Genomic DNA, 18,063 nt, shown 5'->3' with positions numbered 1-18,063 from the left:
ACATTGAGAATGCGTTTTTTTATGGGGGATGGATGATAAGTAATAAATATTTAGTTTTTATTTTGTTAATAGGGCTTTCAATCAGTATTTTGTCAGGTCAGGAATTAAATCAGCTTTCTATTGTGGGTAAGGCAATCCGGGCAACGGGCGAGATCGTGCCTGGTGATAAACTGGATGCTAATAAAAATCAGGCAGCTCTGGTTTCATTTATCACTGATCTGGATGTTGATATGGATTTTCGTCCCTGGAACGGGGCAGTGGGCAAGATCACTAATCCGGCAATGGGCAGATGGAATGTGTATGTATCACCCGGTGAACGGGCTATTGATGTGCATGCCGAAGGTTTTGAGCCTTTGAAAGTAGTGCTTTCATCCTTTGGGATAAACAGTGTAAAATCTGGGGATGTTTATCATCTGAAACTTACAGGTGAGAAGAAAGCTGAGCAGATACCGGTTGTTATTACCAGTAATCAATCTGGTGCAGATATATTTATTGATGACGAATTACTGGGAACTACACAAAATAAAATGCTGACTATAAGTGTGAATCAGGGAGAACGGGTAATTAGAATTACTAAGGATGGCTTTGCAACTCAATCAATTACGGAAGAGGTGTCAGTAATTAATAATTCCTTCCATTTTGAGTTAGTGCCAGCGATGCCGGCTGTTGTGAAAATAACATCTGAACCTGAGGGAGCGTCAGTTACTATTGACGGTAATATGAAAATGGGCGTAACTCCGCTGGAAAGTTTCTATGATGCCGGCACTTATACTATTCGGATCGAAAAAGAAAACTATGAAACTATTAATGAGCAGATCACGATCATTGAGCCTGAAACTAAGAAGCATTATAAACTGACTGATATTAGAGCTACGCTGACGGTGAATACCAATCCCAATGCGACTGTGAAACTTAATGGAAATGATTATAAAGGAGGAATTGATAAACTTTTGTTGCTTCCTCAAACCATAAATTTTAAGATCGAACAGGAATTTTGCGAAACCATTGAAGAAACTTATACATTGAAGAAGGAAGAGGTGAAAGTATTTGAACTATATCCAGAAGATATTGCAGCAATATTGACGGTGAAAACCCATGACAACGCGACAGTTAAATTTAAGGGAGAGAGTTACAAGGGTGGAGTTTCTAATAAGAAAGTAGCACCTCAAGTATTAGAAATTGAGGTAACAATGCCCAAAGTTGAGCCATTAAAGCGTGTAATTACCCTTAAACCTAAAGCAGAAGAGACAATAGAGATGTATCCGGAAGTGCAGACAGGTGTGATCCAGGTGATGTGCATTCCCGCAGATGCAAAGATAGAACTTACAGGAGATGCAGGGGAGCATTATGCTTCAATTGGCAGGAAGACTTTTACTGATGTGCCAGTAGGGGAATATGAACTGATTGTTAGTGCTGATGGCTATAAAACTCATAAAGAGGAATTCCGTCTGACTGCAGATGAAACTATACAAAAGCAAGTTACATTGGAAGAAGGTAGTGATGTTCCAGAATGGATGGTATTTGTGGAAGGTGGCACTTTCCAGATGGGTGGCACAAGTAGTGATGATAATGGAAAACCAGTGCATAGTGTGACAGTGAGTGATTTTTATATAGGTAAATATGAAGTAACTCAGAGTGAATATGAATCTGTGATGGGTAAGAATCCTGCTAAGTTTAAACAAACTGGAAAAGATGCACCAGTAGAAAATGTAAGCTGGTATGATGCAGTGGAGTTCTGCAACAAGTTGAGTGATCAGGAAGGACTTGATCGTTGTTATACTGGTTCAGGTAAAAATATCAAGTGTGTTTTCAATGCTAATGGTTACCGATTGCCAACAGAGGCTGAATGGGAGTATGCAGCACGTGGTGGTAATAAAAGCAAAGGTTATAAGTATTCTGGCAGTAATGATATTGGTAGTGTAGCCTGGTATGATAATAACTCTAGAAATAAAATACATAGTGTTGGCCGTAAGAAAGCTAATGAGCTGGGTATTTATGATATGAGTGGCAATGTATATGAATGGTGCTGGGATTGGGATGGAGCTTACAGCAGCGGTACGCAGAATGATCCACATGGTCCAGGTTCTGGCTCTGACCGTGAGTATCGGGGTGGTAGCTGGCGCGTCAATGCCAGTTTCTGCCGCATAGCTAATCGCATTTGCTACTCCCCTGGCTACAGCCCCGACCACCTCGGCTTCCGCCTTGCCTGCAATTCTAAATAGGATCAGGATTAAGGAAATTGTCTGAATCAGGATTTACGGAAGAATAATTGAAAATGGAAAATGAAAAATTGAAAATTAAATGTAAGGCAAGAGCAGGGATGGTCGCAAATAGCGAGTAATACAGGTTACCAGAAGAAGGTGAGTTGGAAAAAGAGTCAACTTGTGCAAAAATTGCACAAGTTCAAATGGAAGGAATAAGACAATAATATAAGAGAGAGGTAGGATGAAGAAGTATTTAATAGTTTTGGTATTAGTTATTATTGTTTATGGTTATTGTATAAGTCCGGCGGAGATTAAGGGCAGCGGTGATTATTATTATGGCGAGGTGCTGGGTAGTGAGGGTATTAAGGAGCTTGGCGATGCTAAGGATAAGGCGCTTCTAAGGCTGTCGCAGAATATCAGTGTGATGGTGTCAGGTGACTTTGAATCTTCCAAGGTGGAAGTGAATGGTAAATTATCTGAGAGCGTGGAAAAGATCATGCGAACTTATTCGGGGATTACATTGAAGAATTTGAAGCCTTTGCAATCCTGGGAAGATGGGGGATGGCAGGTGCTTTATTATCTGCATCAGGATTCGCTTGCCAGCATTTATAATGAGCGGAAGCGGACAATATTTTCCATGTATGAGAAGGCAGTGGAAAATGAAGAGAAACAAAACCTTTCTAATGCTTTGCAGTGGTATTATTATAGTTTGATATTGATGAAATCCATACCTATGGAGCGGATAGAATACCAGGGCAAAGATTTGCGGTTGGAAGCTGCTGAGCGTATTGAGCAGATCATAGAAAATGTGAAATTTATTTATGAGCAGGATAAAATGGTACAGGATAATATCCGGAATGTGTATCTGCGGGTGGAATATGAAGGTAAGCCGGTGAAGCTGCTGGAATTCAGTTATGTTGTGAAAGGCTCGCCAGTGGGAGAGAAGGTAAGGGATGGTAGAGTGTGCTGCCGGTTGACGGGTGCCAGCATCACTTATGACGAACTGGAAGTGGAAATTCAATATCGTTTTGCCAGAAACCGCAGGCAAATGACAGAAGTAGAGCAGCTTTGGGAGGCAATTGTCAAACCGGATTTTACCAATAAGCGTAAAATAAGCCTGGAAAAAACCCAAAAAACAGAAAAGCAGTTAGAGAAATATGCTATCGAGCAAAAACCTCAATACGAAAAGGCAGAGCTGAAACTGAGTTGTACGGATAAGGATAATTGTCCGGTAACCAAAGAAATAGCAAGCTCGGTAATTGACTTGATAGAGAGCTTTCAAAACAGTGATTTTGCCACAAAGTATGCAAATGATGAATTTCTGCAGCATAAGCTGACTGAAATATGTAAATATAATCAGATCGAAGTGATAGATAATGAATATAATTATGCCATTAATAAGACTTATGAAGGCTGGGAAGCCAGGACAATACCGGTGTATTGCAATTATCCCAGTTTAAATCAGCGGGGCATGGAATACCTGGTGCTTGATTTTAACAAAGAGGGTATTTTGCAGGATGTAAATTTCAGTGTATTTTCAGGATTATATGAAAATCACGTAGGAAAGTTTAAAGATGATCAGCATGATAATGATGAGGCATATCGTCATCGGCAGGTGCTGGTGAAGTTTTTGGAGAAATACCGAACCGCATATTTGGACAGAGATATTGCTACCTTGAACCAGATATTTGCTGAAGAAGCTATAATTATAGTGGGTAGAGTGCTAAAAGAAGGTGAACCAGAGCATAATTATGAGTATGGGAAAACGGAATTACAACCGGAAATAGATTATCTGGAAATGACGAAGCAAGACTTTATGCTACGTCAGGAGCAGATATTTGAGCAGCAGCAGGATATTCTTCTGGGTTTCAGCAGTTGTGAATTTAATCAGAAGAATACTGAGAAAGATGTGTATGGCATATCCATGCGACAGCAGTATTCTTCCACGGGTTATTCAGATGAAGGTTATCTTTTTCTGCTGGTGGATTTTAAGGGAGACGAGCCAATGATCTATGTGCGCAGCTGGCAACCATCAGAATGGAGTGAAAATCAGTTAATAAAATTGTCCAATTTCAGAGTGACTAATTAGGAATATGGAACAGCGTAGCCACGAATTGCACGGATGAGCACGGATAAGAATACCTTGCGAATGATTACTAAACCTTCGCAATGGTAGGATTTACAGATAATGTAATGTAAGAATTATCAACCACTGAACACACTGAATACGCGGGAGAATAGACCAGCTAAGCTACCGATATATTCTGCGTAACCAGAGCATCCTTGCTCTGGGTGGGGGAGGAGAACAAGACCAGGGATGGTCTTGATACAACGAGTGATAACAGGTCGCCAGGAGTCTTGCCCGGAGTACCGTTCAAAACTCCTGCTAAGTGGGTTGGATTGAGTGAAAATGGTGTATTTTGCGATATAATCTTATGTAACTCGTTATCTGGAATAAAAGTTGCTACAAACTATATAAATAATGTAGTTAAGGATTGATGATGAAAATAAAGATAATGTTATGTTTACTATTTAGCCTGATAATTGTCCTGAATGCAAACAGTGTTAACAATTTCATGGCTGATAATATTGAATGCGTAAAAAATGAGGAAGCAACTGAATTACAGTTTAGTATTCCTGATTATCAGATAGAGGAAATAGAAGCCGAAGGTAACAGTTATCAGCGGATCATCACTACTGGTGGGGGAGAATATGCCTTACCTGGATATCCTGAAGTGCCATGTTTCAGCACCTTGGTGGCAGTACCGGATCAGGGAAGGATAGGATTTGAAATTATCTCTGTTCAGCAGACAATCGAAGAAGAAATCAGGTTATATCCGCGTCAAAACCTGCAATCTGAAAGTCAGCCACCTGACCGTAGCTTTGTGATCAATGAAGATGTTTACGGCAGTTATTCCATATATCCTGAATCCGCTGCCATGACAGGAGAGCCTGTGATCATGCGTGATTACCGTTTGGTGCGTGTAACCTTCAATCCTTTTCAATATGATGCATTAAGCAGAAATCTGATCATCAATCAGCAGATAACAGTGCGGATATTTGCAGAAGATCAACCGGGAATTAATGAAATTACAAAGGTGAAAAAACCTTCACGGGCTTTTGATAAGTTGTACAGTAAAACTGTAGTGAATTATGAAAGTGTCAAAAGAACAGAAGAATTTCAGAAACCCTGTATCCTATATATCTATTATAATAATAACACAGTGGAAGATTATCTGCAGTACCTGGTGGACTGGCGTCAGCAAAAGGGTTTTGAAGTTCACACTGCCTCTCTTTCTCAAGCCGGTAATTCAGCAAATAATATTCAGAATTATATTCAGGATGCTTATGATGACTGGGAGAATCCACCAGAATATGTATGCCTGGTGGGAGATGCCAATGGCAGTTTTACTATCCCCTGTTTCTGGATAGATACAGGTGAAACGGATAATGATTTTGTGATGCTGGAAGGTAATGATATCTTACCGGATGCAGCTATCGGGAGGATCCCTTTTGATACAACAACCCAACTGGCAAGTATAATTTCTAAGATAATAAATTATGAGAAAGAACCATATATGGGAAATACTAACTGGTTTAACCGGGCATTAATGGTGGGAGATCCATCCACGTCCGGTACTTCCTGTATTGATACCAAGCTATATGTGGACGATATGATGGCAATCACAGCTCCCAATATAGATCCTATAAATGTGTTCAGCGGCAATTACTCTTCGAGTATAAACATCAATTTAAATCAGGGTTGTGTTTATTTCAATTATCGCGGTCATGGTGATTTCAGCGGTTGGAGTGTTAATGCAATAAATAACCTTACTAATGGAAGTATGTTACCAGTAGTTGTATTCCTCACCTGCGCGACGGGGTCTTATGCCAGTTATGGTGACTGCATGAGTGAACGTTTTCTGAAGGTGGGTTCTACAACAAATCCTATGGGAGCAGTGGCAGCAATCAGTACAGCAACAAGTCTTACGCATACCACGTATAATAATTGTATTGATCAGGGAATCTGGACGGGATTATTCGTTGATGAGAATTGGGACATGGGAATGGGTTTGATGCGGGGAAAACTTAATATGTACATAAATTTCCCCACTAATCCAGCAAACGCTCAGCATCAGTTTATTTCCTGGAATAATCTTATGGGAGATCCGGCAATGGAAATTTGGAGTGACGTACCAGAGCAGCTTAGTGTGGTCTGTCCTGAGCAATTAAATCCGGGGATGTCTCAAATAGAGGTTCAGATATTATCAGGTGGATATCCGGTTGAAAATGCCCTGGTAACACTTTTAGATGAAGAGGAGAATTCAATATCTGTATATTCTGAAGCATCAGGTTCTGCCTGGATTTCTTTAGAAGATCTTACTGCTGGTGAACTGATGCTTACAGTAAGTAAACATAATTTTGTTCCCTGGCAAAGTGAACTTGAACTGGCTGATGATATTGAATATTTTTCAGCGGATTTTCAGGTGATAGATAATGTGACTGGTAATGGTGATGGATTGGCCAGTCCGGGAGAAGAAATTGAACTGCAGCTTAGTTTAACGAGTTATTTCAGTGAAAATATCAGCGATCTCACTTTGACTGCCCAATCATCAACCCCCGGGATTGAGTTCACTAATAATAGTCTTGATATATCTGAAATTGAAGCTAACGGGACATATACAACGGATCCCAATATCAGTTTAATTTTACCGGATAATATTACAGGAATAGATGACCTGATCATTGATTTCACTCTCGCTGGCTCGGGTGAGATCTGGACGTTCCGTTATTCTGATACTGTATTTGCACCCAGTCTACTTCTGGAAGATTATGAACTGAGTATATCAGGACATTTTGATCCTGGAGAAGAAACTGATCTTATAGTATATCTGCTTAATGCCGGTCAGCAATTAGCTTCTAATGTGAATTTAGAATTAGCGAGTAATAACCCAAAACTGGTGGTTTCTGATATTTCTGGTTATTGTGGACAAATTCCCAGTGCGAGCATAGGAAATAATTTTGCTGACCCATTTCATATAATTGCCCAATCAGATATAATTCCAGGTACTCAAATAGAATTAACCTTACATATCACGACACCTGAACTTGATCATCCCTCAGTTACTTTTTTAATTACTGTAGGTGAAGCGGGAATCGGGGACCCTCTGGGTCCTGATGGAGGAGGATATTACTGCTATGATCAGTCAGATATTGGCTATATAGATTGCCCTGAATATAACTGGATAGAGATTGATCCGGTTTACGGGGGACAGGGGACAGTATTAAATTTATATGATAATGGCAATACAGGAGATACAGAAGTGGTTGATATCCCGATCAGTTTCAAATTTTATGGTATAGATTATGATGAAATATCTATCTGTTCCAATGGCTGGATATCACCAGGTGACACAGGAATTCGGGATTTTATGAACTGGTCAATTCCAGGTCCAGGGGGACCTTCACCAATGATCGCACCATTTTGGGATGATCTGATAACATCTACTGGAAATGTGTGCTATTATCATGACCAGGTGAATCATACTTTTATTGTCGAATGGTCGCGTTTGCGGATAGATTACAGCTATTCGGAAGTTACATTTCAAGCGATAATTTATGACTCAGATCATTATCCATCAACTGGTGGAAACAGTAATCTGCTTTTTCAATATGAAGAATTCAATAATGATGATCAGGGTTCTTATGGTGGATATTATGTCCTTCATGGCCAATTTGCCACGATAGGAATAGAAGATCACACCAGTACACACGGGCTTGAATATACCTATAATAATGTTTATCCTGTTCAGGCAGATCAATTGCAGGATGGCTCTGCTATCTTTTTTACAAGCGAGCCGATACCTTATGAAGAAGCCTATCTGGTGCTCTATGGAGACAATGTGATCGATAGCGGAGGGGATGGTCAGATTGATTATGGAGAAAACGCTGAGATCTTGATCTCGCTGAATAATATTGGTCAAGGGGCAGCAGAAAATGTTAGTGCTATAGCTGCTCTGGAAGATGATTATGTTATTCTCACTCAGGATTCAATAACTTATCCAGACATTCCTGGAGGTGAATTTCTATATCCCGAAACAGGATTTGAAATAGAAGTAAGTAATGATTGCCCTGATGGTCATCTGATTGATCTTGAGATCACTGTTTACTACAATGGAATTTCCTTTACGGGGAACAGAACTTATACCATAAATGCACCTGATCTGGAACCGGGATATACATTTATTATGAATGATGATAATAATAATCAGATGATTGACCCGGGAGAATCATTTGATCTGGGAATTGTGATCAATAATACTGGTGGTGCAGCAGTGTTTTCTCCGATATTTTCTGCCTATCCTATGGATCCTGCTCTTAGTCTTGGACAGCCATCTAATCAACTAAGTGAGATACCTGGCAGTAATCAATCATATCTTATTTTTCCTGCCTCTGTGGATAATTCGGTTGAAGAAGGTGATAATCTGGAATTTCTGCTGAATGTTGATGGTGATTTTGATTTTAATACTGGATTTGATTATGCAGTCACTGTTGGTGTATCCCTAGAGGATTTTGAAAGCGGAGATTTTTCCCGCTTCCCCTGGGAAACTGGTGGAGATGCAGATTTCACAATCTCTACTACATCTCATAATGGTAATTATGCAGCCGTAAGTGGTGATATCGGAGATAATCAAATCACCTGGCTGGAAGTTGATATCATTACTTCTCAGCCTGGCGAGATAGCGTACTGGATGTATGTATCCACTGAATCTTATTGGGATGTGGTAAGCTTCTATATTGATGAAATTATTCAGGATGACTGGAGTGGTCAAACTGGCTGGATGTTTTTGGAATATGATCTGCCAGTGGGGCAATATACTTTGAAGTGGGAATATGAAAAGGATATCGGAGTTGAAGGAGGCTCTGATTGCTTCTGGCTTGATGATATACAATTTCCTGCAGCAAGCGGAAATGCTCCCGAAGTATTACTGATAGATACGGCGGAATTCTCTTTTGAACTGGCTGATAATGCAACTGACTCAGCTCAACTAGGATTATGGAATATTTCTTCTTTTCTAGGACAATTTGAGCTCAGGATCGAACCATATGAGACTTCCTGGCTTTCTCTTACTCCAGATGAGGGGTTTGTTACTCCCAATGAAACGGTTTATGTTGAGATTAATTGTGAGCCCCAGGGTCTTGAAAGCGGAGATTACAGTGCTTCGATATATGTAAGTGATAATTTTGGAAATGAATCTACTCTTCCGGTTTATCTTTCATATACAAGCACACCCAATTCAGATACTGATATCCCTGAAGTAACCTCATTCAATGGTAATTATCCCAACCCATTCAATCCTGAAACTACTTTTGCTTTTCAACTTGCCCAAACTCAATTTGTAAATCTGGATATTTATAATATTAAAGGACAAAAGGTAAAATCCCTGGCATCTGAAGAATTTGCTCCCGGATATTATACTATTACCTGGAACGGCAAGGATGATAATAATCGAAAACTGGCTTCTGGTATATATTTCTCTTCTTTCCGAAGTCCTCAGATAAGTAAATATTCTAAATTATTACTTTTGAAATAAAGAAAAAAGTCCTGGCTGGTAAAAAATCAGTCAGGACTTTATATTATCAACTGAGCTTAGATCTCAAAATCCAATCCCAGTTCCTCGATCATTATCTGCATATTCCGGTATAGTGCATCATTCACTTCCACGCCATTTGCTCTAACTTCTTTTTCGATTTCAAATTCTTTTTCACCTGCCACCCAGATCCTATTCTTATCCGGTCTCAAGGCAGAATTCTGCATTTGGCGCATAATATCTCCGGTTATTTTTTTGAAATCTTCCACGTCAGTGAATGCTTCGATATTAATCGCCTGGAAATAATGTCCCAGATTATGCGTTACCGGCTTGCCTTCTTCATCAAATCCTGATAGGTCACCCAGATATTTACCATTCTGCAAAGCTGCTGACATGATCTCAACCATCATTGCCAGTCCATAACCCTTGTGACCACCCGTTTCTTCCTCTTTTCCACCCAAAGCCAATAGGGCTGCTTTCTTAGCGATCAGGTCTTTCAATATTTGCTTGGTGTCAGTACTGGTTTCACCTTTATAATTCATCACCCATCCTTCAGGTGTAGGTTTATTTGCTCGATCAAGCACCTCTATCTTCCCCCGCTGGGTGATAGATGTTGCTGCATCATACACAAAAGGATATTCCAGATCACTGGGTGCGCCAAAGGCTATCGGATTTGTTCCCAGCATAGGCGTTATCCCAAATAATGGGCAGATAGAAGGTCGCGCATTGGTATATGATAAACCGATCATATTTTCCTTAGCTGCCATCAAGGCATAATATCCGGCTATTCCATAATGAGTGGAATTACGCACAGCCACAGCACCAATACCATACTTCTTCGCTTTTTCTATAGCTGTTTTCATTGCTTTATGGCCTACCACATGACCCATGCCATGATTACCATCCCACACGCTGATTGCTGCCATATCTCTAATCACATCGATTTTGGTTTCAGGAAATAATATCCCATCCTTAAACCTGTCATAATACATCTTAAGTCTGCCTGATCCGTGAGACTTTATTCCCCGTAAATCACTCGTTATCAGCACATCTGCACATATCTTCGCATCATCTTCAGGTACACCGCAACCAGTGAATACTGCCTGCATTAAACTGTAAATCTTCTCAATCTTGATTTTCCTGATCATAATCTTTTCCTTTATTTTTTAATTTTGTTACTAATTCCATCAACAATCTGCAGCGCTCTACGTCCAGATCATTACTCCATAAACCATCTATTTTCAGGTAACTGCCGATGATAAAACCGTCAGCTAAATCCCAATATTCTGCTAAATTATCATTCGTTAGTCCAGAACCGATCAGAACCTGGCAATCAACTGCTTTTCCCACTCTTTCCAGTTCCGCTTTATCTGCCGGACTGCCTGTACTAATACCCGTCACGATCGCACCATCTGCCAGGAAGAATTCTGCAGCTTTTGCTGTTTCTGCAATATCAATATCAGCCGTGATAGCATGAGCAGAATGCTTCTTTTTGATGTCACAATATATTTTAACCTCTTCTGCTCCTATCTGACGACGGTAGCGTTGCAATTCTCCCGCATCTCCATTCATCATCCCTTCGTCTGATATCTGAGAAAATATATAGCCTTCCGCCCGGATAAAATCCAGTTCGCAGATTGAAGCAATTGCCAAGGCTGCTTTATTCGCTCCAGCCAGTACCTGGATACCAATTTCACTATCAGTGATTGAACGCACTGCAGTACTTACTGCGGTCATTCCGGAGATGATCTCTGCTCCCACCTGTCTGTTAAGATACGGCAGATCGTGCATATTTTCCAGGATAATACCATCAAATCCATACTCAAGTAATAATTCAGCCTCTTTCACTGCTTTTCTGATGATATCAGTCATGCTTCCGCGAAAGTGTGGTGTTCCCGGCAAAGCCCCCACATGCACCATCCCATATACCTTTTTAAAAGTTCTTGTTTTCATGTTTAATCCATTATATTTACACTTTTTTAAATACATTAATAATTTTCTCAATCAAATCTCTCATGTCAAGAATTATTGGATAATCCCAAAAGAATTGACCAATAAAAAAAATTATATTTTCTGGTAACTGATTAATTAACTGGAGTAAATATGAAACCTGTGATCGCTTTTATTTATGATTTTGATGGTACTTTGTCACCGCGGAATATGCAGGAATATGACTTCCTGCCGCAATTAGGTATAGAACCTCAGGAATTCTGGGAAACTGCCAATAAACGGGCTGTAGAAAATAATGCTGATACTATCCTGGCTTATATGATGCTGATGCTGGAAAAATGTGCCGGAACCAGTTGCGTGAAACTCACCAAAGATAAATTAGCTGGTTATGGCAGGAGTATCGAATTTTTTGCAGGAGTGGAAAGCTGGTTTGACAGAGTGAATGAATATGTTCAAAGCAAAAACATGTTGGCAGAACACTACGTACTATCTTCTGGCATCAAGGAAATGATCGCTGGCTCCCGGATAGCAAAATATTTCAAAGAGATCTTTGCCTGTTCATTTATTTACAACGATCAGGGTGTGGCAATTTCACCAGGAGTTGCCATTAATTATACTGGTAAAACTCAGTTTCTGTTCCGGATCAATAAAGGCGTATACAACGTTTGGGATAACAGTCTGATCAATGACTACGTCCCTAAGGATAAAAGACCAGTGCCATTTACCAATATGATATATTTTGGTGATGGGATAACAGATGTCCCCTGCATGAAGCTGATCAAGGATCAGGGAGGTCATTCCATTTCTGTATATAAACCCGGCAGGGGAGAGCAGGAAGCCCGAAGACTCTATGATGAGAACCGGGTAAATTTCATCGCTGAAGCCGATTATCAGCAAGATAGTAAACTGCATATTATAGTAAAAACTATCATAGATAAAGTGATGACAGATAATAGATTAAATGAGTTAATTCCTAAATAATTCTTTTAAAAGATTTTATAATGATAGAAGCTCCCGTAAGGGGAGCTTCTATTATATTTTATCAACGTTAGGTTTACTTAACCAGAACCATTGTCTTTGCCATCTTATAATACTCAGTTTCTAATCTATAAATATAAACGCCACTGCTTATTTCCAGACCGTTCTCATCTTTGCCATTCCAGATATGGGAATGAAATCCTGCTTCCTGGATACCATTGACCAGAGTTATGATCTTTTTACCTTTAATGTTGTAGATAGATAACTCGGTCTGGCATTCAAAGGGCAGATTGTAGCTAATGCAAGTCTCAGGATTGAAAGGATTTGGATAGTTAGGCAGTAAATTAAACTGATCAGGTACCGGAGGTGCTTCTTCTTCATCTTCCTGGTGTGGAATATTGAGAGAAAGAGGTCCAAAATTTTCTGTTCCACCACTATTGCTTATACTTTCCAGCCAGTAGTAGTAGCAGGTGCCATGTTCCACTTCATATTCATCCTGATAAGAATAATTGTGCATTTCTGTGGAAGAACCGGCTCCGGGAATAAGATCTATATTCAATTTCAAAGAGGAGCTATAATCTTCTTCACAATTTCTGTAAACATTCCAGCCGGAATTCTGCATCTCACTGCAGGTGATCCATTGAATAACGGGGTTATCTCCATTATAAATTGCCGTAAATGACGAAAGAGTGACGGGAAGAGGAGGGTCTATCAAATAATCCCAGTTAAGATAAGGATAACCATTATTTACTGTTCCCAATTGATCCATATCCCAGTAATCATCATCAGCACTGTCATCATTAGGATTAGTTACGAAATCCCAGGGAGTTGTAAGTCCTTCTGTATCTGTTTCTGTAAAGGTTGCAACATTCTGCATGTCAGCAGTCGTTTTACCTGTTCCACCAGCACTACTTGTTTGACCTGAGGTTTGCGAATTCCAGAAACAGTTTTGCACAGTAGAAGTCTCTGAAAATCCAATCAAGCCTCCAGAATATTCAGTGACACTCACTGAACCATTAGCATAACAATTGCTGATAACAGAGCCAAGACTATGCCCAACCAGACCACCTGTTTCACTGGTGCCAATCACTGAACTCATCGCATAACAGTTAGTTATGGAGCTTGATGTAAAAGGCATTCCTATTAACCCGCCTGTCTGATATCCTCCCTCAACAGAACCGCTGGTATAACAATTATTGAATGAAGTTCCTAAGGTATATCCAGCAAGAACACCAACATACTGCCAACCTGTTATATTGGAATTGATTATCCCAATATTTTCGATTTCTGCCCCAGAAGTTCTACCAAATAAACCAATATTATTATTTACTCGGTTAATAAACAATCCATCGATTACGTGACCCTGTCCATTATAAAATCCCGTAAAGAAGTCACTTGAATTTCCAATCGGTATAAATCCTTCCGGATCTCCACCATTCCCATCATCCCATGTACTCGTAGTGGATGCATCAATATCATCTGTTTGAATAAAAAAATCTCCCCAATAACCCGAAGTTTCACTGAGATATTGCAGATCATCCAGGTCAGTTATCTGCCAGGGATTCCCTTCCGAACCATCTCCTCCACTAAATGTTATCGGACGTCCACCTCCAATTGCATTATTAATTGAAGATATCTCCTCACTGGAACTCTTTTCCACATTTTCATCAACAAAAGCACCCAGCATAATTAACATGCTCACAAACAACAAAACGACTGCCCATTTTTTCATCATAACTCCTTTTTTATCTCTTGATTTATATATTGATCAAATTTATTTCTTATCACTGAATGTAAGGCTCTTATTTCCGCATTTTTCCCTTTGCTGTTGCCAGATTCATCAGACAATATGATTCTTCTTTATTATCATCCAGTTCCCGGGATAGTTCCAGCGCTGTTTGGATATATTCCAGGGATTTATTATAATCTGGCTTGATCATATATACTCTTCCCAGAAAATCTAAGATTTGAGCCAGTTTATTCCTCTTGCTGCTCTTTCGGAATATTGTCACCAGCTCCTCATCATAAGGAATGGTCTTTAGGATTTCTCTCGCCTGGAGATGTGACATTAGAATTGATTCCAGAACTGTGACCAGCTCTTCTTCGCTGCCGCTAAGTCTGGTGACTTCTAAATTATTTTTCAGTTGCCCAATCTGATCATTATCTACCAATGACTCCTCCGTTAGATAAAAACTTATCATTGTACTGGGATTGATCGGGTTTGGATATATATTCACCAACCTGTTTGCAGGCAGGGTTTTATCAATCTCAAAATTCATAACCAGTCCAGAGATATTATTACCCGGGTCAGAAGTTATCATAAGCAAAAATTGTCTCAGAGATACCCCTGCATTCATCATGTGCAAATTCTGCCAGATGATGAATGACTCCCTCAGTGGGGTATCTTTCTAAGACAACTTCTGCTGTAAATGTCATTATATAATGATTTCCATTAATTATGATTTTTAGCAGCTCATTGTGGCTGTGCATCTATTAATCCCTTATGCAGGGCTTTTATTTCAAGTTCCTTAAGGTTTCGATTGGCATTACCATATTCTCGCAGAATATTAATGATCCGGTTATCATTTAAAACAATGGTGAAGCAAAAATATCGCTTGCCCGTACTGCAGAACTCTATTACTTCGCTGATCTCTGAGATCATTTCGGGCATTACACTTTCATTTTCTGTTATTTTTATTACTTCAGTCATACTCCCACCAGGTTTAGGTTTTCTTTATTATAATGCAATCCCAGTTCCAATCCGGAAGGAATTTTATGTTAAGTCTGCTATTTATCAATATTATATCTAAATATAAATATTTATTGGTGCTAATAACTATTTTGTGATGCTGATAAAAAACTCTGACCTTCCATTTTGCTATAGCATATTGGAGAACTATGTCAAAATGACATAGTTCAATTTCAGGTCTGGTGATACATATTTATCCTTGTGGTACAATATTTGTAGTATGGTACATTTAATGTACCACTGCTTTCTAAGGTGTATCACAATGTCAGCATAATTTTAGGGTCTATAGATCCTATATGCTCAATATGTCCTATGAAGTAAATCCCACCTATTCCCATATCCTGCAAATAATTAACTATCATCATAGTCATATACCGCCCTTAAGGAGCAACAACAAAGCACATAGTGACATTATAATGTCACTATGTGCTTTGTTGTTCTAAGGCAAATCATCTTGATAGACTGTTCAATATAAGTAATTGAAAATTATAAGAATAGTAATTATTGCAGAAAGAAGTGCGAATATCCATCATATTTGTCAATTTTTGTGAAATTGACAAATCCCCTTCAGGGATAAATCAATCTAAGATTGAACAGTTTCTAATTAGCACTTACAATCCTCTTTTAAATCAAAAGATAGCATCAGAGGATCACCACTTGTTACAGTCTCATTGAGATTACTATAAAGATGGGCAGACTTGAATCAATCACCCATTTCCATGAAGATCACGCTATTAGTCGGATTGTTCATATCATTAACAAAATCTCTGAATTCCCCGTAATCATCAACAGGTATTATCCCTTCTGGTATCTCAATAATTCTTCTGAAGATAATTGTATCATTATTATGTTTAATATCTATTGAATAGCTGATTTTCTGTTTCCCAAACTTAAATACATCTTTTGTTCCCTTCTCAGGTTTTATCACTTTCAGATCAGTAGGAATATTTTCAATAACAAATTCTTCTTCGCAGGAAAATGTTCTTTCGATTTGATATGGTAACACCCTCTTTTGAGCTCCCACGCTGAGTTCGATTTTCTCTAAAGGTAATGTGAAATAGGCATAAGTCCCTTGTCTAATAAGAAATCCTTTTACTTTTGTAGTATATTTCAGCTCGACATTAGTATTTAAATCTTCCAGATTAATAAATTCGGGTCCAGCAGATAAAATTGAAGACTTATCACCTAACTGATTACTAAACCATATTTTTGTATTTTCTTCACTCTCATTTCTGAATTGAGATCTGTATTGGGAATCTTGTGAGCCAGAATAAGTAATTAAGTAGTCAATAGCATATTCATTGTCTGATATTGCCTTACAGATAGTCTTCTTACTTATCAGTTTAGAGGAATCATAAGCATATTCTGTAAACACAGGCTTCTTTTTTCCAATGATAATATTACAGGATTCTATTCCAGCATAGCCAAACGGCAACGAATCATTTCCTGGTAACAACAAAGTATTGTCCCACCAGACATTGATTTGGCTGATAAAATCCCTGAGAACAGTTTTATCCTGAATATTATGATATCTCAAATTCGAGTCCAATTGCAATACTGGATAGCAATCATCTATTCCGGCAGCTTTTGCTAAACCCAGAAATAATGCTACAATATCTCTCTGAGACCCATACTTTCTTTCCAGCACTTTTTTCTGAGGTTCTGGCTTAAATTCCTGGGTATATAAAAAAGACATCTTTGTAGTATAATTTCTCGCCAGGTAATCATAAATCGCAAAAACTTTCCCTCTTTCGTCATTAATGCCCATTGTAATTTCCCGGGATATTTCTGTTATCTGGTCAGTAATCTCAATGCCGGAATTAAATTCCTCAAAAATCTTACTGCTAAGATCAACCCAGTCTTTCTCGCTACTGTAGGCTATCGGACAGCCTGTATAAACATAATCAGGGCTGTCCATTTCGGAAGGTATCAACTCAGCATTTTTGATCGTAAATGTTTCTTTTATGAATCCCATCTCATTAGCCTTTTCAATCTCGAGATTATCCACTACTCTCAAAGGATCAATATACATATTTATTGTTTCTGGATATGTCACAGTAAATTTCTTTTCCAGATATGGATTTTCTTCCATCAAATGCTCAATACCGGACACGTAATCTTTTCTGTTGTTCTTTTCAGTATAATTCACAATAATGTAACTGCCGGGTTCAATTTCCGGATAGTTGATGATCTTTTCCCATTGGTTTACATATTCGGGTGATAACAATGTCCAATACACTTCTGAATCATGTAATGCTTCCTCCGGAATTTCTATTCTAACTCCTTCTGAATTGATTGTACAACAATCCCCAAACTCGATTTCCTCATAATCTGCACAATACTCAAACTTCACGTCTGAGTACCGTTTTTTACCCATATAAGTGAGGATTTTTTTAATGTAAAAAACACTGTAATCATAAGAATAATCTTCATTCACAGACAGGTTTATTTCAGTATAAATATTTATTGCCGAAGCATTGGGGTAATCATCAATTCCAATTTCATTATCAAGATATGCACTATAATCTGAAACCGCAAAAATCAGAGTAATGTGGATAAACAAAGCAAGAATTATTATTAATTTCTTCAT

The 18,063-nt window shown here is 38.8% G+C and carries 11 protein-coding genes; 4 read left to right on the top strand and 7 right to left on the bottom strand.

Going from position 1 to position 18,063, the window contains the following annotated elements:
• The first annotated feature begins 32 nt into the window (after nucleotides 1-32).
• From RAO94_01775 to RAO94_01765, 3 genes are all read left to right on the top strand, one after another.
• A complete protein-coding gene (locus RAO94_01775) occupies nucleotides 33-2,222 on the top strand; it encodes an SUMF1/EgtB/PvdO family nonheme iron enzyme (protein MDP8321058.1) in 2,190 nt (729 codons plus the stop codon).
• A gap of 223 nt (nucleotides 2,223-2,445) precedes the next feature.
• Nucleotides 2,446-4,293, top strand: coding sequence for a hypothetical protein (locus RAO94_01770; protein MDP8321057.1), 1,848 nt, complete (start codon nucleotides 2,446-2,448; stop codon nucleotides 4,291-4,293).
• 427 nt (nucleotides 4,294-4,720) lie between these two features.
• A complete protein-coding gene (locus tag RAO94_01765) occupies nucleotides 4,721-9,799 on the top strand; it encodes a C25 family cysteine peptidase (GenBank protein MDP8321056.1) in 5,079 nt (1,692 codons plus the stop codon).
• 56 nt (nucleotides 9,800-9,855) lie between these two features.
• Here RAO94_01765 and RAO94_01760 read toward each other — a convergent pair whose 3' ends face one another.
• Together RAO94_01760 and RAO94_01755 are read right to left on the bottom strand one after the other, a co-directional pair.
• Nucleotides 9,856-10,944: an Ldh family oxidoreductase gene (locus RAO94_01760; GenBank protein MDP8321055.1), complete on the bottom strand. Its 1,089-nt coding sequence runs from the start codon at nucleotides 10,942-10,944 to the stop codon at nucleotides 9,856-9,858.
• Nucleotides 10,922-11,749, bottom strand: coding sequence for a BtpA/SgcQ family protein (locus RAO94_01755; GenBank protein MDP8321054.1), 828 nt, complete (start codon nucleotides 11,747-11,749; stop codon nucleotides 10,922-10,924). Before RAO94_01755 ends, RAO94_01760 begins: the two co-directional genes overlap by 23 nt.
• 150 nt (nucleotides 11,750-11,899) lie before the next feature.
• Between RAO94_01755 and RAO94_01750 the strand changes: the two genes are divergently transcribed.
• Nucleotides 11,900-12,727 carry an HAD family hydrolase gene (locus RAO94_01750; GenBank protein ID MDP8321053.1) on the top strand — a complete coding sequence of 276 codons (828 nt, stop codon included), beginning with the start codon at nucleotides 11,900-11,902 and terminating at the stop codon, nucleotides 12,725-12,727.
• A gap of 73 nt (nucleotides 12,728-12,800) precedes the next feature.
• Here the strand turns inward: RAO94_01750 and RAO94_01745 are convergent, their stop codons facing one another.
• The 5 genes from RAO94_01745 to RAO94_01725 form a co-directional block, all read right to left on the bottom strand.
• Nucleotides 12,801-14,459: a GLUG motif-containing protein gene (locus tag RAO94_01745; GenBank protein MDP8321052.1), complete on the bottom strand. Its 1,659-nt coding sequence runs from the start codon at nucleotides 14,457-14,459 to the stop codon at nucleotides 12,801-12,803.
• A gap of 67 nt (nucleotides 14,460-14,526) precedes the next feature.
• Nucleotides 14,527-15,003 (bottom strand): hypothetical protein, encoded by a 477-nt coding sequence (locus RAO94_01740; GenBank protein ID MDP8321051.1) that lies wholly within the window; start codon nucleotides 15,001-15,003, stop codon nucleotides 14,527-14,529.
• Between the two features lie 28 nt (nucleotides 15,004-15,031).
• Nucleotides 15,032-15,160 carry a hypothetical protein gene (locus RAO94_01735; protein MDP8321050.1) on the bottom strand — a complete coding sequence of 43 codons (129 nt, stop codon included), beginning with the start codon at nucleotides 15,158-15,160 and terminating at the stop codon, nucleotides 15,032-15,034.
• 37 nt (nucleotides 15,161-15,197) lie between these two features.
• On the bottom strand, nucleotides 15,198-15,434 hold the full coding sequence (locus RAO94_01730) for a hypothetical protein (protein MDP8321049.1): 237 nt from the start codon (nucleotides 15,432-15,434) through the stop codon (nucleotides 15,198-15,200).
• A 742-nt stretch (nucleotides 15,435-16,176) separates the two neighbouring features.
• Entirely contained in the window at nucleotides 16,177-18,063 is a 1,887-nt protein-coding gene (locus RAO94_01725; GenBank protein ID MDP8321048.1) for a DUF3857 and transglutaminase domain-containing protein, read from the bottom strand.

It is taken from the genome of Candidatus Stygibacter australis, from assembly GCA_030765845.1.
Taxonomy (GTDB): Bacteria; Cloacimonadota; Cloacimonadia; order Cloacimonadales; family TCS61; genus Stygibacter; species Stygibacter australis.
Note: the sequence above shows the minus strand (reverse complement) of the source record. Positions and strands in the feature narration are given on the sequence as shown.